This window comes from Psychromonas aquimarina ATCC BAA-1526 (assembly GCF_000428725.1).
Lineage (GTDB): Bacteria > Pseudomonadota > Gammaproteobacteria > Enterobacterales > Psychromonadaceae > Psychromonas > Psychromonas aquimarina.
On the sequence record NZ_AUAM01000015.1, the window covers coordinates 110,834 to 132,944 of the forward strand.

The 22,111-nt window shown below is 42.1% G+C and carries 17 protein-coding genes; 7 read left to right on the forward strand and 10 right to left on the reverse strand.

Features of this window, described 5'->3' with window-relative positions; genetic code table 11:
• Nucleotides 1–121: 121 nt before the first annotated feature.
• From G337_RS0106785 to G337_RS0106795, 3 genes are read right to left on the reverse strand one after another with little or no spacing between them, the layout of a single operon-like run.
• A complete protein-coding gene (locus G337_RS0106785; RefSeq protein WP_028863219.1) occupies nt 122–886 on the reverse strand; it encodes a phosphoadenylyl-sulfate reductase in 765 nt (254 codons plus the stop codon).
• Nucleotides 879–2,570 carry an assimilatory sulfite reductase (NADPH) hemoprotein subunit gene (cysI, locus tag G337_RS0106790; protein ID WP_028863220.1) on the reverse strand — a complete coding sequence of 564 codons (1,692 nt, stop codon included), beginning with the start codon at nt 2,568–2,570 and terminating at the stop codon, nt 879–881. Before cysI ends, G337_RS0106785 begins: the two co-directional genes overlap by 8 nt.
• Complete coding sequence (locus G337_RS0106795) at nt 2,570–4,357, reverse strand: assimilatory sulfite reductase (NADPH) flavoprotein subunit (RefSeq protein WP_028863221.1); 1,788 nt, start codon at nt 4,355–4,357, stop codon at nt 2,570–2,572. The genes cysI and G337_RS0106795 overlap by 1 nt, the downstream gene beginning before the upstream one ends.
• 193 nt (nt 4,358–4,550) lie before the next feature.
• On the opposite strand from G337_RS0106795, the gene G337_RS0106800 reads away from it, so the two are divergent.
• Nucleotides 4,551–5,876 carry a MipA/OmpV family protein gene (locus tag G337_RS0106800; RefSeq protein WP_051303026.1) on the forward strand — a complete coding sequence of 442 codons (1,326 nt, stop codon included), beginning with the start codon at nt 4,551–4,553 and terminating at the stop codon, nt 5,874–5,876.
• A gap of 72 nt (nt 5,877–5,948) precedes the next feature.
• On the opposite strand, the gene G337_RS27620 is transcribed toward G337_RS0106800, so the two are convergent.
• Nucleotides 5,949–9,743 carry a hypothetical protein gene (locus tag G337_RS27620; protein WP_051303028.1) on the reverse strand — a complete coding sequence of 1,265 codons (3,795 nt, stop codon included), beginning with the start codon at nt 9,741–9,743 and terminating at the stop codon, nt 5,949–5,951.
• Nucleotides 9,744–9,969: 226 nt separating this feature from the next.
• Here G337_RS27620 and G337_RS0106810 point away from each other — a divergent pair, with 226 nt between their 5' ends.
• Nucleotides 9,970–11,085, forward strand: a complete 1,116-nt coding sequence (locus tag G337_RS0106810) for a helix-turn-helix transcriptional regulator (RefSeq protein ID WP_028863223.1) — start codon at nt 9,970–9,972, stop codon at nt 11,083–11,085.
• Nucleotides 11,086–11,144: 59 nt separating this feature from the next.
• Here G337_RS0106810 and G337_RS0106815 read toward each other — a convergent pair whose 3' ends face one another.
• The 4 genes from G337_RS0106815 to G337_RS0106835 all read right to left on the reverse strand — a co-directional run bounded on the left by G337_RS0106815 (nt 11,145) and on the right by G337_RS0106835 (nt 14,681).
• Nucleotides 11,145–11,780, reverse strand: a complete 636-nt coding sequence (locus tag G337_RS0106815; protein WP_028863224.1) for a TIGR04219 family outer membrane beta-barrel protein — start codon at nt 11,778–11,780, stop codon at nt 11,145–11,147.
• 31 nt (nt 11,781–11,811) lie between these two features.
• A complete protein-coding gene (locus G337_RS0106820) occupies nt 11,812–12,252 on the reverse strand; it encodes a copper chaperone PCu(A)C (protein ID WP_028863225.1) in 441 nt (146 codons plus the stop codon).
• A 211-nt stretch (nt 12,253–12,463) separates the two neighbouring features.
• On the reverse strand, nt 12,464–12,964 hold the full coding sequence (gene ilvN / locus G337_RS0106830; RefSeq protein WP_037027159.1) for an acetolactate synthase small subunit: 501 nt from the start codon (nt 12,962–12,964) through the stop codon (nt 12,464–12,466).
• The gene (locus G337_RS0106835; protein ID WP_028863227.1) at nt 12,957–14,681 is read right to left on the reverse strand and encodes an acetolactate synthase 3 large subunit; all 1,725 of its coding nucleotides are present in this window, start codon (nt 14,679–14,681) and stop codon (nt 12,957–12,959) included. The genes ilvN and G337_RS0106835 overlap by 8 nt, the downstream gene beginning before the upstream one ends.
• A gap of 330 nt (nt 14,682–15,011) precedes the next feature.
• Between G337_RS0106835 and G337_RS25745 the strand changes: the two genes are divergently transcribed.
• The 5 genes from G337_RS25745 to G337_RS0106860 all read left to right on the forward strand — a co-directional run bounded on the left by G337_RS25745 (nt 15,012) and on the right by G337_RS0106860 (nt 20,156).
• Complete coding sequence (locus tag G337_RS25745; RefSeq protein WP_084605303.1) at nt 15,012–15,488, forward strand: thioredoxin domain-containing protein; 477 nt, start codon at nt 15,012–15,014, stop codon at nt 15,486–15,488.
• A 212-nt stretch (nt 15,489–15,700) separates the two neighbouring features.
• A protein-coding gene (gene prfB / locus G337_RS0106845; RefSeq protein WP_157619236.1) for a peptide chain release factor 2 occupies nt 15,701–16,799 on the forward strand; the annotation gives its coding sequence in 2 pieces (ribosomal slippage) (nt 15,701–15,775 and nt 15,777–16,799; 1,098 coding nt in all).
• A gap of 59 nt (nt 16,800–16,858) precedes the next feature.
• Nucleotides 16,859–18,376 (forward strand): lysine--tRNA ligase, encoded by a 1,518-nt coding sequence (gene lysS / locus G337_RS0106850; RefSeq protein WP_028863229.1) that lies wholly within the window; start codon nt 16,859–16,861, stop codon nt 18,374–18,376.
• Nucleotides 18,377–19,101: 725 nt separating this feature from the next.
• Entirely contained in the window at nt 19,102–19,842 is a 741-nt protein-coding gene (locus G337_RS0106855) for a hypothetical protein (protein ID WP_028863230.1), read from the forward strand.
• A gap of 101 nt (nt 19,843–19,943) precedes the next feature.
• Complete coding sequence (locus G337_RS0106860) at nt 19,944–20,156, forward strand: hypothetical protein (protein ID WP_028863231.1); 213 nt, start codon at nt 19,944–19,946, stop codon at nt 20,154–20,156.
• Nucleotides 20,157–20,570: 414 nt separating this feature from the next.
• Here G337_RS0106860 and G337_RS0106865 read toward each other — a convergent pair whose 3' ends face one another.
• Together G337_RS0106865 and G337_RS0106870 are read right to left on the reverse strand one after the other, a co-directional pair.
• Nucleotides 20,571–21,224, reverse strand: a complete 654-nt coding sequence (locus G337_RS0106865; RefSeq protein WP_211235785.1) for an outer membrane beta-barrel protein — start codon at nt 21,222–21,224, stop codon at nt 20,571–20,573.
• Between the two features lie 154 nt (nt 21,225–21,378).
• Nucleotides 21,379–21,843 carry a GAF domain-containing protein gene (locus G337_RS0106870; protein WP_028863233.1) on the reverse strand — a complete coding sequence of 155 codons (465 nt, stop codon included), beginning with the start codon at nt 21,841–21,843 and terminating at the stop codon, nt 21,379–21,381.
• Nucleotides 21,844–22,111: the final 268 nt, after the last annotated feature.

Here is a 22,111-nt window from a genome sequence, read left to right on the forward strand (position 1 = left end):
TAATATGAGATTCTTTACTTACTATCGGCCGTGCTGATAAATTCTTAATATTTATTGTTCAGGACAAATAAAAAAGCCTGCGTAAAACGAAGGCTTTCCGGGAAATTAACTTTGAGCTGCTTTAAATGCCGCTGCCCTGTTCTTCTATATCCTCTTCATGCAGTCCGCATTCTCGTTTCAATCCAAAGAAGCGGGTCTCTTCTTCGCTCATGCCCGCTTCGAGCGGACGTGAGGTCTGTATATCTCCGACGGAAACATAACCCTGTTCCCATAGCGGGTGGTATTCAAGGCCGTTGTCTTTCAGGTAATAGTGAATGTCTTTATTACTCCAGTCGATAATAGGTAAAAATTTAAAACAGCCGTTCTGAATACTCAGCACAGGCAGCCGGCCGCGGCTGGATGCCTGTGAGCGGCGCAGTCCGGAGAACCAGGTTTTGGCATTGAGCTCTTTTAAAGCCCGTTTCATAGGCTCTACTTTATTGAGCTGGTTATATTGAGTTAAGCCCTCAATACCTTGATCCCATAGTTTTCCGTAACGGGCTTCCTGCCAGGCGGCACTCTGCTCTGCGCTGTATATCTTCAGGTTTAAGTTTAACTGCTGAGTTAAATTATCGATAAACTGATAGGTTTCAGGAAACAGATAACCGGTATCCGTTAAGATAATCGGAGTATCCGCTTTTACCTGTGTAATCAGGTGCAGACACACGGCCGCTTGAATACCAAAGCTGGACGATAAAACAAACTCACTTTCAAGGTTTTCTACTGCCCAGGTTATACGTTCCTGTGCCGTTTTTGTCTCAAGCAGGGCATTAACTTTTGCCAAAGCCTCTTTCTGCTGTGCTTTATCTAAGCTGAGCAGATGCTGCAGATCTAATGGTTTAGTCATGGAAATCCTTAGAAGCGATAATTACTTCAGAGACAATACCCGCACGAATGGCAAAATCACCAAAACATTCATCCAGATTACGTTCAAGTGCCCAGCGGCCGATTAATTCATCTAATGTTTTAACAATAGTAATTTCATCTATATTTTCTTTATACATCTTAGGCAGACGGGTACCGTTACTGTTACCTCCCAGGTAGAGGTTATAACGTCCCGGTGCTTTACCAATCAAACCAATTTCAGCCAGCATTGAGCGGCCGCAGCCGTTTGGACAGCCGGTAATGCGCAAGATAATTTTATCTTTAGCAATGCCGTGTTTAGCAAGCAGCTCTTCAACATCATCGGTTAAACCCGGCAGGTAACGCTCAGCTTCAGCCATTGCTAACGGGCAGGTTGGTAATGCCACACAGGCCATTGAGTATTTACGCTGATCCGTTGTGCCGTCATCAATTAACCCGCATTCACGTGCCATTTTTTCAATGGTGTCTTTCTGGGATTCGTCAACTTCAGCTATCACTAAGTTCTGGTTAGCGGTCATGCGGAAAGTTCCCTGGTGCACCTTAGCTATTTTGTTTAGGCCTGATTTCAGCGGTTTGCCGTCAAAATCAAGAATACGGCCGTTTTCAATAAATACAGTCAGGTGCCATTTATTATCAATACCTTTCACCCAGCCGATACGGTCGCCGCGCTCGGTAAACTCATAAGCCCCCGGGGCGCTAAAGGTAATACCGGAGCGCTGTTCTACTTCACCTTTAAACTTCTCTATACCGTGTGTTTCCAGTGTATATTTAGTACGTGCATGAGAACGACTGACACGGCCGCCCAGATCCCGCTGCGTTGTTACTACAGCTTCAGCAACTTCAATTACTTTGTCTGCGGGAATAAAGCCAAAATCATCACCTAACCGTGGAAAAGTGGTTTTATCGCCGTGAGTCATACCCAGCCCCGCACCGACAACAACGTTGTAACCGCTGATTTTTCCATCTTCAACAATCGCAATGAAGTTCAGATCATTGGCATGAATATCTACGTCATTATACGGCGGTAATGCCACTGCAATTTTAAACTTACGCGGTAAGAAAATATTGTGGTAAATCGGCTCATTTTCTTCTGTATCTAATACCTTTTCACCGTCTAACCAGATTTCTGCATAGGCGTTACTTTTAGGCAAAAAGTGCTCACTGATCTGTTTAGATAACTCATACACTTCAGTATGTAACTCAGACTGCTCAGGGTTTGATGTACAAATCGTATTACGGTTTACATCACCAGCTGTAAAGATGGCATCGATATTGGCTTTAAACTTAAGCTCCTGGAAGACAGACTTAAGGTTACGCTTAAAAATACCGTGGTACTGGAACGTTTGACGTGTAGTAATACGAATACTGCCTGCATCGGTTAACTCGGATGCTACCCGGTCGATCTCCAGCCACTGCTGCGGTGTAACCACACCGCCCGGTAAACGTGCTCGTAAAAGAAATGAGTATAAAGGCTCTAATTTCTGTTTTTTACGCTCAGCACGGCGGTCTCGGTCATCCTGCTGGTATAAACCGTGGAATTTAACCAGCTGTACTTCATCGGCAGGAAACGAACCTGTTGTGGTATCGTTCAGGCCTTCAACTAATTTACCGCGAAGAAAATTACTTTCAATTTTAATGCGTTCGTTATCGTGTAATTTCTGGCTCATTAGTAAACATCCCTTTGGTAACGTTTTGCTTTACGCAGTTCATTTAAGTTTTCTTTAGCCTGCTCAGGGCTTTTCTTACCCTGCTCGCTGATAATTTCGATCAGTGTGTTATGTACATCTTTAGCCATGCGGTTTGCATCGCCGCAGACATAGAAATGCGCACCGTCTTCTAACCATTGGTAAACCTCTGCCGCATTTTCTTTTAAACGGTCCTGCACGTAGATTTTTTCTGCCTGGTCACGTGAGAAAGCTAAATCAAGTCTGCTTAGCAGACCTGATTTTAAGTGTGCCTGCCACTCTGTCTGATATAAGAAGTCTTCATTGAAGGTTTGCTCACCGAATAATAACCAGTTTTTACCTGATGCATCGGCAGCGTCACGCTCCTGCATAAATGCCCGGAAAGGAGCAATGCCTGTACCGGGACCAACCATGATAACGGCTGTGTCAGGATCCGCTGGTAGACGGAAGTTATGGTTATCTTCGATAAATACTTTAACTGCCGCGCCCTCTTCAATACGGTGAGAAAGAAAGGTTGAAGCGCCGCCGCCGCGTAAATCGCCTTGCGCGTTTTCGAAAGTCACCGCGCCGACGGTTAAGTGAACTTCTTGATCTACTTCACTCTGGCTGGAAGCAATTGAATATAAACGCGGGCTTATACGGCGTAATAAGGCTGTAAAGTTATCTTCAGTTACTGCCTCGTTGCCGTCAGCTGTGACGATATCAATGATTTGATGGTTATTAGCAAAATCTCGTAAAGCATTTTTGTCTTCGGCGAGTTTTAATAACTGAGCATTGTTTGTTAGTTCTGCATAAGCTTCAACAAATGCCGGGTGGGTACCCGTTAATTCAAAATCAGCCGTTAATGCTTTTTTCAGTGTAATATTACGATCTTCAAGCTGAATCTGTTTTTCAGCTGATAAGCCCAATTTTGCAATTAAGGCATCAACTACCGCTTCATCATTTTCAAACCAGACACCTAATGCATCACCAGCGCTGTAAGTTAAATCTGAGCCTTCTAAATCAATTTCAATATGGGAGACATCTTTTGCAGATTTGTCTCCGGTGATTTTCTGGCTGCTGATTAAGCTTGCTGAAAACGGCTTGTGTTTGTCGTATTTGTTCGCGGCCGCTGGTACTGCTGAAACAGCGGCAGGAACGGCAGACGCGCCGCCTTTTTCTAATGTCTCTTCTACTTTTGCAAGTGCCTGATCAAACCAGGCTTGTGTTACCTGTTCGTAATCTACATCGGCATCTAAACGCTCAAGGATAATCTCTGCGCCTAATGCGCTGATCCGCTGCTCAAAATCTTTACCTGTCTGGCAGAAGAACTCGTAGCTTGAGTCACCGAGGCCAAGTACTGCAAACTTAAGATTTTCTAATTTAGGCGCTTTTTTAGTCACTAAGAACTGATGCAGGTCGATAGCATCATCGGGGGCTTCACCTTCACCGTTAGTGCTGACCACAATAAGAAGATGACTTTCATCTTTAATGCTTTTAACTTTATAATCAGCCATAGACACTAAACGAAAAGTTAAACCTTTAGCCGCAGCCTGATCTGCCAGTTGTTCTGCAACTCCTTTGCTGTTACCTGTCTGTGAGCCGTATAATATTGTCAGGCTTTGACCTGTGCTTGTTTGTGCAGTCGCCGGTGCCTGACTTACACCTGCTAAATAACCGCTAACCCATGCAGTTTGAACCGGGGTAAAATCCGCCATCGCCTGCTGCAGCTGTGATAACTGCAGCTGTGATAAAGGCGAGGTTAAAGCCGTAAGATTATTTAGTGCCATAAAGGTATTTTCCATTATTACATAAAGATGCTTAGATATTACGCGCTGTGAATATCACAAGATAATAATAAAATTTGCTTCTTTATAACCAAATGGAATTTAAGCAGATGCGCAGAATAGGTTCAGAACAGGTTATTATTCATACTATGCAGTCTTTACCTGGGACTCATAACTATCAGCAAAAGGGTATTCTATGAAGAGCTTATTTATGCTCTTATTTATTATTTCATTTTCATTAACAGCCCAAGAGATAACACCGGGCGGTGAAGTCTTCGTGCCGGCGCTTAAATCTGCTGAACAACTGCCCGTTCACGAATGGGGTATTGCTGTCGGTTTACGTAATGCACATATCGCGTTTGTTACTGATGATGACGTTGTTACTGATTTTGTACCTAAACTTTTTTACGAAGGTGAGCACCTTTATCTGCGCGGGGAGTACGGCGGCGTACGTTTTTATCAACAGGATAACTATAATTTTAGTGTTCTGGGACGCTTTCGTTATTTTGATTTTCCGGCACAGTATCAGAATGAATTCCAGGGCACAAAAATTGATTTCGGGCTGCAGTTTGAATATTTATTTGCACCTAATTTTCCCCTGCAGATTGAACTGATGTCAGATCACGACGGGCGAACTTATCTTAACAATCATCTGCGTTATGCGCTGGAGGCTGGGCCATGGGATATCGATTTAGGTACCACTTTTCGTTATAAAGGCACCGAGTTTAATAATACTTATTACGGTTTGGGAGTTGAAGATATCGGCAGTGATTATGATATTAAAGTAGGCGCACAGCTTCGTTATCATGTTGTCAGTAATTTATATTTAATGGGCGAAGCGAACCTCACCCGTTTAGGCCATAACACTTATCATAATCCCTTAATTGCCTCTCCAACTCAGGGGGATCTGTTTCTAGGTTTTGGTTTTTTTAATGATAAAAGCAGTCCGCAGCCGTTAACATTGCCGGACAATCATTATCTTCGCTGGTCATTCGGCTGGGCAACGCCTTCAAATATAGGTGAGATTATCCGCTTTAACAGTGAAAAAGATGAATACAATAATCGTCTTACTTCTCTTTTCTATGGTTTTCCATTAACTGAAACCCTGTTTACTTTACCGATTGATTTGTATTTAACCGGCGGCTACGCTTACCATATTGAATCTGAAGTCCAGGATCCTATTAGTGAATATGTAGTGGCAATAAAAGCCTATTATACCTTTAACTGGCCGTCGCGCTGGCGTTTTGGTTTTGCAGAAGGTTTATCCTACGTGTCTGATTTGACCTATATAGAAAAAACAGAAATGCAAAGCAAGGAGTACAATGGCAGTAAACTGCTAAATTATCTGGACTTTTCACTGGATGTAAATCTTGGTGATCTGTTTAATAAACCTGCTATGGATAAATTATGGTTAGGTTATGCGATTCACCACCGTTCGGCTATTTTCGAAACCAGCTCATTGTTCGGGCGTATTAAAGGCGGCAGCAATTATAATACCGTGTATCTGCAGTGGCATTTTTAATCTGTAAAAAAATAGAAAAGGCTGAGCCGCATAGCGAGTCAGCCTTTAAAGCTCAGCTGTTAACCTTTTGTTTTATGGTGTGCACTGTGGAATAGATGCATTCAATCCATTTGCATACTCCAATGCTTTGTGTTTCTCAAAGAAGAACAGATCCACATTATCAAACTGCTCGACACCATTCTCATCACTTAATATAAAATGTGTTTTAAGGTAATCAGGATGACTGTTGTCACAGATAATACTACCTTCTGTGGCTTCATCCTGTTCTTCGGGAATGCGTAGAATACCGCTTTCATCAACTATATAATGATAAGGAAAATTATCGGGCATACTTGTTGAGTTTTTTAGGCCTTTGACTGTTAATGTTCCGTCACTGTTATAGGTAACCTCTTGAACGACTGCTACGTCAGTTAAGCCGATTTCATCGCCGCCTTCGGGAATGAGATTTCCATTTTCATCAATCGCATTGCCGTTTTCATCGGCAAGATCGCCGTCACCAAACCAGACTACGTACAGTGTCTTATCTGTTAGATAATCAACTGAAAATTTCTCTGGAGCCGCATAGAACTCTTTTGCATAAACTCCAGATAGTGGTTTCTGGCTGTCATCCAGCCATTGGAAAAAACCTTTAACACTGTATTTATTACCTTCAATTGCGGTTAATGCAAAGCTGTCGCGAGTAATACTGTCAGAGAATGTTACCTCTAAAATATCATCGCTATTAATTTCCCATGAAAATGTATCACTGGCATTACCATTTATTTGAAAGATGCCGCTGTTGTCTGTATCAAATAAATAACTTCTTGCATCGTCCTGTGCTGCGAAGTCCAATTCTAAACCTGCAATTTCAGCAGTATTAAAAGCTGTGTAATTACAGCCCTCTGCAAGTGTTAAGAAGTCTTGGTAGCTTGGTGAGCTGTCTGGTCGTTGGTTTATTTCATCCCAGCCGCTATCGCCGTCGTAACAAACATAATAATTAGACTCCGATGCTTGAAGCTCTGCAAGACGCGTCTCAGCCTGGCTTTGATCTAAGTAAAATTCACCAAGCCAGCTGCTCCACATAAAGCGGCCGCTCTCGGTGTTGATTGAATCAATGCCTAACCAGTAGCGCTGGTAGGCATCAAACCAGTTCCACGGCTGTTCGGAAGTCGGCTGTGCAAGGAAAAAGTTATCCGGACCGTTCAATACTAACCAGCCGTCTTTGAAGCCGTTATCAGTAAGAGTTACTGTGCTCAGCGAATACTGACCGTTAGTAACAAGCGGGTTGCTGCTGACAAAGTACCAGGCTCTGGCATTACCCTGCTCATCATAGATAAACGATGAGGTGGTAATCGGCAGATTATATCTGCTTAAACCTGCAATAACCTGTTCATCAATCTCTGCAAGCTGTGCTCCGCCTGAGCGTGCGGCTTCTATCTGCCCGGCTAGATCAATAACAGACTGGGTTCCCCATTCCGGGAAACTGTAACCCACCCAGATACCATTGTTTTGTTTTTGGAAGACTTTGTAGGCCTGACCGGGATCTTTTGTATCAACGGTAAAATCGTAACCAGCAAGAGGGTAATGTGTCCAGGAAACGGCTTCATTACTTTCTGCATCACTGATTTGTGCTCTAGTCGAATGGTACTCATGGAATAACAAGCCGTCCGGGTTCTCTGTATTCGTCAGTTTAATGTTGGCTTCATTATCCATATCCATTACATAACGCTTACCTGCCGACACTTTTACACCTTGCTTATCTAAGCTCTCGATTGTTTCATACCAGTAAGAAGTTAACGTATCTGCTTTGCCGGCAGCGAAGTTATAGTCAGCATACTCATCGTCGCTGTTGTTGGTCGGATCCGCCCATACCGGACGCTGCAGTGCAAAAGAGTATGAGTTTTCAGAAGTTACCGTAAACTGTGCGCTTTGGTTAACGCTGCCGTCTGCTTCCCAGTCTCTTTGATCATCAATAGACTGCACACCTTTTTCCGTAACCAGCTCAACGATATGCTGTGCATAATCAGAAACTAATTTATCAGCCGCGCTGAGATCAAAACCGCTGACCGCGTACTGCTTAAGGTCGGTTGTGATTGTTTTACTTTCAGTACCTTCTACCCAGGAAACCACTGCCTGATGAATAATATCTATCTGCGACAGATCGCTTAAATGAGTACGGGCGCTGAAATCTGCATTGTCAAAGGTACGCAGATCCGGCCCGTTATCTCCGCCCTCTATATTGGCATCATTTTCATCAATATAGCGCCAGTAAGTTTCACCGTTTGCGCTTCTATTACCTATGTCTAACATTTTTCCGTCAAACAGGGCTTCACCATCGAGATTAAAGTCATGTGACCAGCTGCTGATGCGTGTAAATGAACCGTCACTGCTTAACCAGTCAGATTCACTTGTCCGGCCGTAAATAATAGAATCCAGTGTTGTGTAAGTTATTGTTTTAGTGGTGTGTATTTCGCCGTTGTTGAGTGTCTCTATGGTTGTAGACTGGTCGACATCCAGTATCAGCGGCGTCTGATATACTGTTGAGATAAGCGGTGTTCTGTAAGTTGTGCCGCTGGTAGTGTCTAATACGGATTTCAGCGCATCATCTTTATAGGCATCTGCGTTATCACCAACACCGTCTTTATCACTGTCAAGGGTTTCACTGTTATCTAACGGGAAAGCATCATCATCATCTAACACTTTATCGCCGTCATCATCAAGGTCGGCATTATTACCAATGTTGTCATTATCGGTATCCAGCGTTTCAGTTTTATCTAACGGGAAAGCATCATCTTTATCTAAAACCTTATCGTCGTCATCGTCAAGGTCGGCATTATTACCAGTGCCGTCATTATCGGTATCCAGCGTTTCAGTTTTGTCCAGCGGGAAAGCATCATCTTTATCTAACACTTTATCACCGTCATCATCAAGGTCGGCATTATTACCCGTACCGTCGCCGTCAGTATCCAGTGTTTCTGTTTTGTCTAACGGGAAGGCATCATCATTGTCTAATACTTTATCGCCGTCATCATCATCGTCACTATTATTACCAGTACCGTCTTTATCTGTGTCTAACCATTCCGTTTTATCCTTCGGGAAGGCATCTTTTGCATCAATCACACCATCATCATCGCTATCAATATTAGCAGCGACAGTAAGGCTGCCGTCTTCCTCTTTTACTAGACGCTGATCTTCTTTAAGCTCCTGAACGACAGCAATGTCGGCAGAAAGCAGTGCGTCAAAAGCACTGCTGTTTTCTTTGATAACCTGCATCGCCTGCTCAGACTCGGGCAGCACTGCTAATTCAACAATCGCATTTGCTTTAGCCGCTATATCACCCTGCTTTTGTGCTATGTAGTCACCTAATAAATCCGCTTCAGCAATACCTAAATCAGCGGCTACTTCCGCTGCCGCCTGCGTTGGATCTGTCCCGTTTATTATTTTGATGTTTACCAGAGTTGAAAGTGGTGTGACGACGGTCTGCCCTGCAGGAGCTGATAATATAAAAGGTACTGTGGCTGCAATGCCGTCCGGATTGGCACTGGAGATAGTATCCTGATCAACAGTTTCAGAGGCAATTGCTTTTACGATGACCGGATAATTCTGCGGATTTTCGATGTTACTGACATCTAATAAGGTTATGCCGTCAATACCGGAACGTTTATTCGGCTCACCATCATCTAATGCAAAATTACCATTCACATCAAGCCAGACCAGCGCATTACGCAGATAACCATCAACAGCCCGTACCGAGTAAGTGACTTGTTTTTCCGGAGTTACTGGATCAGGAGTTATCGGGGTAGAAGTGGTTTCGGAGGAGGATCCTCCACCACCGCAGCCTACTAACGGGGGCAGCCCTAAAGCAAGAACGAGAGGATGAAGTTTCATGATTAATTCCTTTTATTATCTTAAAAATTGCGCCTGTTCTGGCATTCGAGCGTGCACCTGATAAATGCATTCTGAATGACAACGGGTATAGAGCACAGATTAGTGAGAAAGTATGATAAATCGCAGACTTAATCGATTCCCATTTGGGTACAATTTCAGTGTTCCGGAGCTATGCTTGATATGGGGCAGTTTCAGCAGCAGAGAACTTAAACAAAAGGAATTGTTTATGAACGAGGCTAACTTCGACAATCTAATAAAATCCTTATATAGCGCTTTAATACGTCCGACAGGTTTTAATGAATTTTTAAGCGAATTAATTAACTCTTTAAACTTGTTATCCGGCTCTATTGTGATGCTGAATAAGCAGCTTGAGACGGCTAATGTTATCTGGGTTGAAGGTCTGGATGTCAGCGGTGCATCATTGTTTATCAGTGATCATGAAAAGCAGGATCCTCTGATGGCCCGCCTGCAGGAGAGGCCGCCGGGTGAACTGATCACCATGGGAGATCATGAAGCGCAGCAGACACAGGTATCACATCCTGAATTTTTTCTGCATCTGAATAGAGATCTGGATATTTATTATGCCGCCGGTGTTGTGTTAGCCGATGATGCTCTGTGGAGCAGCCTGCTTTTTTTTCACCGCAGCAAAAATCAGGGAGAGTTTTCTTTTGAGGAATGCATATTATTAGAGAAGCTTATTCCGCATATTCAGCATGCAATGCAGCTGTATCATCTAAAACTACAGCAGGATAAACAATACCTTTTAACAGATCTCCTGTTTGACCAGATTCAGATGCCGGTTATTTTACTGGATGAATGCGGTTATGTTTGTCATTGTAATAAACAAGCCGATCTTTTTTTAATACAACACCGTTATTTAAAGAAAATTAACGCATCGCTGCATTGGGTTAATGCAAGGAATGATCAGCAGATTCAAAAAGTCATTAATGAATGTCTAACAGATCACAGTACCCGGCATCTGCATTTTAAATCCCCCTGCGGCTCGCCTGTCGCGTTAACTTTCGTGCCCTTAGTAGGCGCTGAAAGCAGAGCTGACAGCGGCATTGCGGTATTTATTTATGCACAAAATGAAGTTGAATTAGATATTAACGTGTTGTGCGAGTTATACGGTTTATCGAAGAAAGAGGGGCTTGTGTGCAGCGAGCTGGTAAACGGGCGCTCACCGGCAGAAATTGCACAATCATTATATTTATCCTATGAAACCGTGCGTACCTATATTAAAAGGATAATGAAAAAAACTCAGACCAACCGGCAGAATGAGCTGGTTGCCAGAGTGTTATCAGGTCCTGCCTGTATTCCGCTGCGCAGTGCGCAGCAATAAAAAAAGCGCCTGCAGATTTCTCTACAGACGCTTTTTATAATAAGGAAATAACTGCCTGCTTAGAAGTGAACTTCTAAGCCTGCAAATACCCCTTTATTTTCTTGTTTGAAGTTGTTGATCTCTGCATCCTGATAACGGTAACCGGCACGAACTGCAAAGTTTAATAGATTTGAATCAGGGTTGAAGGTATAAGCCAGACCAATTTCGGCGTCTGTTGCGTTATCATCAGACAGTGAGCCGGCAGTTACTTCAGTAAATGCATGCATATTAACGCCAGGGATATGCACTTTTGCAGCTCCGTAAGCCTGACCTAATTCAGTGCTTAAATTATTAAAGTCAGTTTCCACTTTTGTGTAAGCAACACCAAAATCAAACTCAAACAGGTCGTTATCAAATAACTGATAATATAAGATTGCATTCATTGCTGAACTGTCTGTATTAATAGAACCATCATTATATTCAGAACCTAAATCTGAGTACTTAAGTTTTGCATTTGGTATCAGAGGAACAAAGTGTTCTAAGGCAACATAACCAGACAGGTTATTGCTGTCTTTAAATTCACCAGACATACCATTTGCAGTGTGGCTGGTTGACATTGTCCGGTAATCAATACCAGCATATACACCTAAAAAATCAGCCATTGACGGCATACTGATAACACTTGCGACAACAGCCGCGCAGATTTTTTTCTTCATGATTATTCCTAATTAGATTATTTAATGTGTTTTATTTTTTGTGCATCTTAATTTTTTTAACCGGTGCGTCAATAATAATCTGTTCGCCGTTATTAAAATATAACGAAAGTGTTACCGATTGGCCTTCCTGCAGTTCCTCTTTTAGACCTAAAAACATTACATGCAGGCCGCCCGGCTGCAGTTCGGCCTGACCCTGCTGGGCAATGCTGATCTGTTCAACTTCACGCATCTTCATTAAACCGTCTTCCATAATATGGTTATGCAGTTCAACGCGTTCAGCAATATCACTACTCACGGCAACCAGCTGCACTTCTCGGTCCTGTGCATTGTTGATAACCATAAAAGCAGCGCTGTTTTTAGCATGCGGCGGTGTTGCGCGTATATAGGCATTATCGACTGTTAACTGGCTGGCGAAGGCCATGCTGCTGCAGAGAAGACCGGCGCTGAGAAACAGTGATGTAACAAACTTCATGAATGATCCTTATTTTGTACAAAAAAGTAATAATAAATAATAACGGCCGACAGTAATAATGCGCCTAGCTCAAACATAGCAACCCCTTATAAAAGAAAAAATGCAAAGACTGAGCACAGCTTTGCATTTTATAATTTACATTTTAACGTTTAAATAAGCTGCTGATACAGTTAATTTCAGCCGCTGCCGATAACTTAACTGTATCAGGTTATTAACCGCGTAATGCTTTTTCACCACGAGCAATACCACAAACACCGGAGCGGACCACTTCAACAATCTCGCTGGTCTCTTCAATTGTGCTGATAAATGCATCTAATTTAGAGCAGATACCGCTTAACTGAATGGTGTACAGGTTCTGGGTGATATCAACAATCTGTCCGCGGTAAATATCAGAGCAGCGTTTCACTTCTTCACGGGCTTCATTGGTAATAGTGCGTATTTTGATCAGCATTAATTCACGCTCAACATGCGCACCTTCTGTTAACTCTGAAACGCGCAGCACATCAACCAGCTTATGCAGCTGTTTCATCATCTGCTCTAAGCTTGCAAGATCCGTCACCTCTGTGGTGATAGTCATACGTGATAATGTTTTATCATTTGTCGGAGAGACCGTTAGTGATTCAATGTTGTAGCCGCGTTGTGAGAATAAACCTACTACGCGTGATAAAGCACCGGATTCATTTTCTAATAATACAGAAATAATACTACGCATCAGTCTTCTCCGTTTTGCTTAAATACATATCTTCCATGCTGCCGAATTTTATCTGCATCGGGTAGACATGCTCTTCCGGGTCAATGGCAACATCTAAAAATACAACGCGTTCTTTTAGTTCAAAAGCACGCTCTAATGCCGGCTGCAGTTCTTCAATCTTATCGACTTTAATACCGATATGATTGTAAGCCTCTGCAAGTTTTACAAAGTCAGGCACACTGTCCATATAAGAATGAGACTGACGGCCGCCGTAGAACATTTTCTGCCACTGTTTAACCATACCTAAGGAACGGTTATTCAGCAGGACAATGACAATTGGAATGTTGTACTGCATACAGGTGGACAGTTCCTGAATATTCATCTGAATTGAACCGTCACCAGTGACACAGCAGACCGGTTTATCCGGGCGGGCGATTTTACAGCCGATAGCCGCAGGCAGACCAAATCCCATGGTGCCCAGACCGCCGGAATTGATCCATTGACGGGGCTCTTTAAACGGATAATAGTTAGCCGCAAACATCTGGTGCTGACCAACATCAGAGGCAATAATCGCATCACCATTAGTTACTTTATATAATTCTTCAATAACCTGCTGCGGTTTAATGTGACTGTTTGACGGCTGGTAAGCCAGACACTCTTTTGCACGCCATTCTTCAATCTGCTTCCACCAGTGTGCGATTTTTTCACCGTCATTGCTGGCTTGTGTTTCGGCAATAAGATCTAACATCTGCTGCAGTACCACTTCTACTGAGCCGACGATAGGCAGATCAACATGGATATTTTTAGAGATTGATGTCGGATCAATATCAATATGCATGACTTTTGCGTTAGGGCAGAATTTTTCGACATTATTGGTTACACGGTCGTCAAAACGTGCTCCGACTGCAAAAATAAGATCCGCATTATGCATGCTTAAATTTGCTTCATAGGTACCGTGCATACCTAACATACCGATATTTTGTTTATGTGTGCCGGAAAAAGCGCCTAAACCCATCAGTGTATTGGTAACCGGCAGATTTAATTTTTCAGCCAGTTCGGTAACCTGTTTTGATGCATTAGAAATAACTGCACCGCCGCCGACATAAAGTACCGGTTTTTTTGCACCTAACAGAGCAGCCAAAGCACGTTTAATTTGACCTTTGTGGCCTCTAAGTGTCGGGCTATATGAGCGTAATTCCACACTTTCAGGATACTCATAGGGAAACTTAAGAAGCGGGTTCTGCACGTCTTTGGGCAGATCAACCACAACAGGACCAGGGCGGCCGGTTGAAGCCAGATAAAAAGCTTTTTTGATTGCAATCGGGATCTCTTGTGCTGTGCGGCACAAAAAGCTGTGTTTTACGACAGGCCGAGATACACCGATCATATCTGTTTCCTGAAAAGCATCATCACCAATCCAGTTGGTGGGTACCTGTCCGGATAAAACAACTAAAGGAATAGAGTCCATGTAGGCGGTGGCGATACCTGTAATACAGTTAGTTGCACCAGGACCGGCGGTTACGAGAACCGTACCTACTTTGCCCGTTGTTCGAGAATAAGCATCGGCCATATGCACGGCTGCCTGTTCATGTCGAACTAAGAAATGCTCAATATCGCTGCTTTGAAAAATAGCATCGTAAATATCTAATACTGACCCGCCGGGGTAACCGAAGATATGCTCTATACCTTCATCCTGCAGCGAGCGGACAACCATTTCGGCGCCAGATAACATTTCCATAAAATTCTCCTTATATACAATTGGTAAATTGCGTCACTTTCCACCTGTATCGGGTGGGAGTGAACCTTGTTTTATAAAAAATTGTGTCACTTTTCACCTGTATCGGGCGGAAGTGAATTCCGTTTATAAGTAAACGGCTGTTTACTGTACTGTAATCAAAAAAAATTGCACGAATAATGACAATAAAAAAGTGCATAAATAGTACATTTTTTCATAAACAAGCAGAATTCGGGTGAACAGGGGGAAATGAGGTATAAGCATATGTCAGGTTATGAATATTTTTATCTGCTGGTCTATTTTATATATATAGCTGTTTAATTAAGGAAGCTGATGATGGAAAATGAAATGCTTGTCTGTACGCACTGCTTAGCAGTTAATCGAGCTGCCAGAGAACATTTTTCGGACTGCCCGCTATGTGCGTCCTGCGGAACCGCCTTGTTGTCTGAACACCCCGTTGATGCTGATCTGGAATTATTTCAGCATTTGACTGCCGAGTCCTCTCTGCCGGTTGTTGCTGACTTCTGGGGGGCCTGGTCAGAGGACTGTCATGAGATGGTATCGGTTTTTATAACAATGACTAAGACTTTTAAAGGTGATGCGGTTTTTATTAAAATAAACAGTGAAAGTGAGCAGGTACTTGCAGGCCGCTATGATCTTCGCAGTGTACCAACCTTTATTTTGTTCAAAGACGGTAAAGAGTACCATCGCCTCTCCGGTGAGTTAACTGAGCTGGAATTTAAGTCCTGGTTAGAACGTTATTTAAGAGTTAAACGGGAAATTGCTCCTTTCAACCCCAATTTAGTTTGAATTCAGCGGTCTGTTTAATTCCGGAAGTCGGGCTGTTTTTCTAAAAACAGCTGCTGATAAAGCCGCGGATCTGTTTCTAGTTTCTATTCATCGTTAGAAAAGTCCTGAGAATCACTTTAATCTCGGGGTTTATTTTCTATCTGCACTATTTATTTTCACTGTTATTGGTTAAAATTCGTCTCTTTTTGTCGTTTAAGCAATAGAGATCCTTGATGTTTGAAGTAAACCCCATTTTGAATAAAGTAAAAGACCTGACTGAGCGTGCTGAACTGCTTAGGGGGTACCTTTGACTACGATGCTAAATCTGAGCGTTTAGAGGAAGTAAGCCGTGAGCTGGAGTCGCCGGAGGTCTGGAATGAACCTGAGCGGGCACAGGCATTAGGCAAAGAGCGCAGTGCATTAGAGTTAGTGGTAGATACCATTGATGCACTGGATGCCGGTACTGAAGAAATTCAGATGCTGGTGGAAATGGCGGTTGAAGAACAGGATCAGGACAGCTTTGATGAAGCAGAAAACGAAGCTGCCGAGCTGGAGAAAAAATTAGAAACTCTGGAATTCCGACGTATGTTTTCAGGCAATCACGATCAGTGTTCATGTTATCTGGATATTCAGTCAGGCTCCGGCGGAACAGAAGCACAGGACTGGGCGAATATGCTGCTGCGTATGTATTTACGCTGGGGTGAAGCGCACGGTTATAAAACTGAGTTAATGGAAGTGTCACCGGGTGATGTTGCCGGTATTAAAGGCGCAACAATCCGTTTTAGCGGTGAATATGCCTTCGGCTGGCTGCGTACTGAAACCGGGGTTCACCGTTTAGTGCGCAAATCACCATTTGATTCAACCGGGCGCCGTCATACCTCCTTTGCCTCAGCATTCATTTACCCTGAAATCGAAGATAATATTGATATCCAGATTAATCCGGCTGACTTACGTATCGATGTATATCGAGCTTCCGGCGCGGGCGGGCAGCACGTAAATACAACCGAGTCTGCGGTACGTATTACTCACGTGCCGACCAATATTGTGGTGCAGTGTCAGAACGACCGCTCACAGCACAAGAATAAAGATCAGGCGATGAAACAGCTGAAAGCTAAGCTGTATGAATATGAACTGCAGAAACAGAACGCTGAAAAACAGATCAGCGAAGATAATAAATCTGATATCGGCTGGGGAAGTCAGATTCGCTCATATGTATTAGACGATGCGCGGATTAAAGATTTAAGAACCGGTGTTGAAAGCCGTAATACCCAGGCTGTTTTAGACGGCGGCCTGGATCGCTTTATAGAAGCCAGTTTAAAGTCCGGTTTATAGCATTTAGTAAACGAATTAATAAAACAAATTATATTGAAAGAAAACCAATAGGAAAAACCATGTCAGAGTTAAATCAAGCAGAAGCACCACAAGAAGAGTTAAATGAAATCCTAGCGCAGCGTTTATCTAAGTTAGATGCAATGCGTGAAAAGGGACAGGCATTTCCAAACGACTTCCGTCGTGAAAACATCTCTGATGATTTACATAAGCTGTATGAAGACAAAACTAAAGAAGAGCTGGATGAACTCGCTGTTGAAGTTAGTGTTGCCGGTCGTATGATGACTCGCCGTATTATGGGTAAAGCAAGTTTTGCAACAATCCAGGATATGGGCGGTCGTGTGCAGGTTTATGTTGCTCGTGATAATCTGGCTGAAGGTTTTTACAACACTGAATTTAAAAAATGGGATTTAGGCGATATCCTTGGTGCTAAAGGTGTTTTATTCAAAACTAAAACTAATGAACTAAGTATTAAAGTAAGTGAAATTCGTATTTTAACTAAAGCGTTACGTCCCTTACCTGACAAATTCCACGGTCTTTCAGATACTGAAGCTTGTTACCGTCAGCGTTACCTTGATCTGATTGCTAATGAAGAGTCTCGTAAAACATTTATTCTGCGTAATAAAATTGTAAGTGCAATGCGTAACTACTTAAATGAGCGTGACTTCATGGAAGTAGAAACACCAATGCTGCAGGCAATTCCAGGCGGCGCAACAGCTAAGCCGTTTGAAACTTTCCACAATGCATTAGATCTACCAATGTTTCTGCGTATCGCACCGGAATTAAACCTTAAGCGTTTAGTAGTTGGTGGTTTTGAAAAAGTATTCGAGATTAACCGCAGCTTCCGTAATGAAGGTGTATCAACACGTCATAACCCTGAATTCACTATGATCGAATTCTACCAGGCGTACGCGGATTACATTGATCTGATGAACCTGACAGAAGATATGCTTCGTACTATCACTGAAAAAGTATTAGGCTCAAGCGTTGTTAAATACGGTGAACAGGAGTTTGATTTCGGTGCACCGTTTATCCGTATGACCATGAAAGAGTCAGTACTTGAATACAATGAAGGTATTGAAGCAAGCGAGCTGGAAAGCATAGAAGGCCTTAAAGCATTAGCTAAGCGTCTACATGTAAACCTGAAAGACGGTTGGGGTGAAGGTAAAGTATTAACTGAAATCTTTGAAGAAACAGCTGAGCACAAACTGCTGCAGCCTACTTTTATCACTGCATACCCTGCAGAGGTTTCACCGCTTGCACGCCGTAATGATGAAGATCCTAGCATTACAGATCGTTTTGAGTTCTTTGTCGGCGGTCGTGAGCTGGCAAATGGTTTCTCTGAGCTTAACGATGCACAGGATCAGGCGCAGCGTTTCTTAGATCAGGTTGCACAGAAAGATTCTGGTGATGATGAAGCGATGTTCTACGATGCTGATTACATTACAGCTCTTGAGCACGGTTTACCGCCGACAGCTGGTCAAGGTATCGGTATCGACCGTCTGGTTATGCTGTTTACTGACAGCCATACAATCCGTGACGTTTTACTGTTCCCGCATATGCGCCCACAGGCAAAATAATATTAGCTAATAGTTTTTTAGCTGTTAGCAAGATCAAAAGCCTCGTTTTCTAGCGGGGCTTTTTTGTGAGTGGATTTTACTGACAGCCATTCATTTATGCCGTGACGTATTACTGTTCCCGCATATGCGTCCGCAGGCAAAATAATGATTTGAGGCACCAGCCTTAATCTTTAATTTTGTTATCGAGCCTCACCTAACCGTGGGGCTTTTTTTGTCTGTGATTTATCTTGCCCGTGTGGAGATATATATCGTTCCTCACGCTCCGCGTGGGAATGCATAGATTTTTTCGTGAAATCACCTAGGCTGGTTTGTAGGCTGGTGATTGGTGTCGATTGAACGCTGGTGGTTTCGCCCTGACGGCGACTTTACTTTTCTCTCAACAGCAAGAGAAAAGTAAGCAAAAGAGTGCTGCCCGAGCATTTTTTATTCTCACTCAAAAAATAGCTTTTTAACGCACCGGTTCGGAATGCACATTCATGTACATGCCGAACCTAGTGGAAAGAAGGGCACGCAGAGCTTGGCTTGCTCATGAACCTGAACTGACGTTCAATTCGCTCCATGGTTTCACTTGCTAAAGCGATTTATCTAGTAAGAAAAGCGCAAACGGGATCTTTCGTTACCATACTGGTTTGGTAAATTAAGATAAAATAGAAAAATTAGCCATGTTATTGATTGTATTTACTAATTAGATTAAGTTTTTGTTTTTAATGGTGTGGAGAGTCGTAATGTCTGATGAAATCAAGTTCGGTCTAGCTCTAGTAAAGCAATATGCTTCTGAAAACGTCTTTGAAAGAATTGAAACCCTTTCTCTGGATATTTATGGTGCTGTTGATTTTATCGCCTTGATGGCGTTTCCTAATGTGAAGGACGAAAAAAGAAAAAAACGGTTTTCTAAAGCGATATTGAATGCTTATTACAGAACAAGTGGGAAAGCTCATATACAAGAATTACCAGAACATTTTACAAAAGAAATTGATAGTAAGTGGCCTTGGAAAAATATTGATCAGAGTATTAACTCGGGTATCCGGCGCTTAATAATTAGATTTCATTCATACCATGTCTTTAGGTTTCATGACAATGCATTAGAGAAAGATCCAAATCATAGTTTTGGTTCAAGTATTGATTATATTTCAACTGCATATGAAACTAATAGGGAAAAAATTTCAGATAGAGCAATACGTTCGAATAATCACAAAAGAGATTTCCAACATAGTCGCCCAGTGCTTCATTTGACTTGGGGATTTGTGGAAGCTTGCAAGACTATGGGCTGGACAAATGAATTAGGTCAGTTGTCTTATGGGATTCGTATTGCTATAGAAAATCCCTCTTGGCTTGTTGAGGCTATTGATACTGCCAACTTAGTTTTGGGCTTACAGTTAGTAGAGCATTGTGTAGCAAATACATCTGGAAAAAATTTAAGAAAGCATAAATTTGATCCTGCAGAAATAATATATGTAAAATTGTAATTCGATAAGTTGACGATCTTTTTTTGAGGTTATTTTTTCTATATCTATTTCAACATAATTTACCTAACTACTAATTAAAGCAAACTAACAGGTGAATTATTGTGGATATTGTAAATAAGTCGGAATATTTAAGCTTACTAAAATCGTACGAAGTAGAGTGTATTAATCAATTAGAATATGAATTTCATATTACGCGAAGTTTTCCTGCAAGATCTTTATTAGAAAAAAGAATTGTGGGAAAAAAGAAAATAATTAAAGAACTTAATGAAAGGCTAGAAGATGTTAACTCCTTATCTACTATCTATGATTTGTAAATTGTAGTGCTAACCATGATAAGTTTTTCTTAATCAAGCAAACCAGTCCGGCTGCAAAGGTTCCCTTTCCATTTTTCTAGCAAGCTGACATTGCTTTAGCAATAAAATCATGGATGATTTTATAGGCTTGGCATGCACAGGGATGTGCATTCCGAGCCGGTGCGTTAGAAAGTGATGGCTGATTGATAGATTAAAAAATGGTTAGAGTGACGCTTTTTGCTACTTTTTCTCTTACTTTAGAAAAAGTAAGATCGCCGTCAGGGCGAAATTACCAACAAATAAAGTTAAATCCTTAACCACAGGCGAAAGCTTACAACCCCCTCAATTCGGTTATGAAATATTTAAAGTTAGCAAAAACCTGAACTGAATATGCATTCCCACGCAGAGCGTGAGGAACGAGATAAATCTACACAACTAGAAACTATAGCGATATCCTAGCTGAAAGTTAGTTTCATTAAGGTTGTTCCAATGACGATAAACGCCGTTTACTTCGAATGAGGAATTTTCGCTTAATGTAAGCAAATTGGTTAAGCGGAACTCATGCTGGCCTTCATCACTAAAATCAGCATAGCGGTAAGATGGCTCTATTTGTAACCATGGAAATAGCTGAAAACGAGCACCGAACTCTGCAGAATATCCTTTATCATATCCGCTAAACCGAATCGTTTGACACTCATCATTAAAATCGAAAAGACCACAGCCGGAATCAATGCTGCGCTTGGCGTTATAATCCGCATAACCTGCTGAGGCATACAGGCTGCTGTCAGAGGTTAGTGGAATATAATAACCAAGTGCAAGATAGTTTTGAGTTAATGACGATGAAGTGCGGGTTGTGGCACCAATACGATATTCTGCAAATAAATGATCATAGAAATTCCAGCTTCCGCGAAAATAAGCGCCATGCAGATACTTACTCTCCTCATTGTTGTACTGATCCTCGAAATACTCCCCCATCCCGTTTTCAGAAACGCGGGTAAATTGATAACCGCCTGACAGATATGAATAAGATTGATTGGCGTTAGCCGATAGACTGGTTAGTGCAATTATGGTTAAAAGAAAGCGTTTCATTATCATGATACTCATAGTTAATAATTAAAGTCATGTGTAGGTGAGCAAAATATCATAATATTCAGAGGGGTCATGTTCAATGCTTAATTGTAAAATAGCTTTAATAATCAAAGCCATGGATAAAAAATAATGCTCGTTAGGCTTTATGGCCAAACTAAGGGAGTACAAGGTGCTGTTGGAGTTGTTCAACAAACAATGCCAGTCCTTGTTCATCTATCTCATTAAATCGTTCTGTGATCGGACTGTCGATGTCTAAGATACCAATTGTTCTACCGTTAATATTAATCGGCAGTACTATTTCAGACTGGCTGGCTGCATCACAGGCGATATGACCAGCAAACTGATGTACATCAGCAATACGCTGAATACTGTTACTGCTGAATGCCGTACCGCAGACACCTTTACCCAGCGGGATACGTACACAGGCGACATTGCCCTGAAACGGGCCTAATACTAACTGATTGTCTTTTAACAGATAAAATCCTACCCAGTTAATATTATCTAAATTCATATTAAGCAGGGCGCTGATATTTGCAAGGTTAGCAGTCAGATCTGTCTCCCCTTCAATTAAAGCCGCCGCTTGTTCTGCTAATAACTGGTAGTGCTCTAATGTTTTCATTTTTATGGCCTTATTTGAGAGTGAAGCTGAGTTATCTGGACTGTAAACAATAAGGTGATTTTGATTTAATACAAGAGGATATTTAATAACAAAGGGATAAGTAAGGCAATCCAGTTTTAATTTTTTGGGGCTGCATAAATCACAGGCAAAAACTTTTCGTTACAAAGAAGGCTGCTCGAAAGCAGGTATTTTTAACATTCAAATTGTCTGCTTGAGATTACTCTGCAGCAGCAACTTCAACGTTAACAACAGCAGATACGTCAGAGCC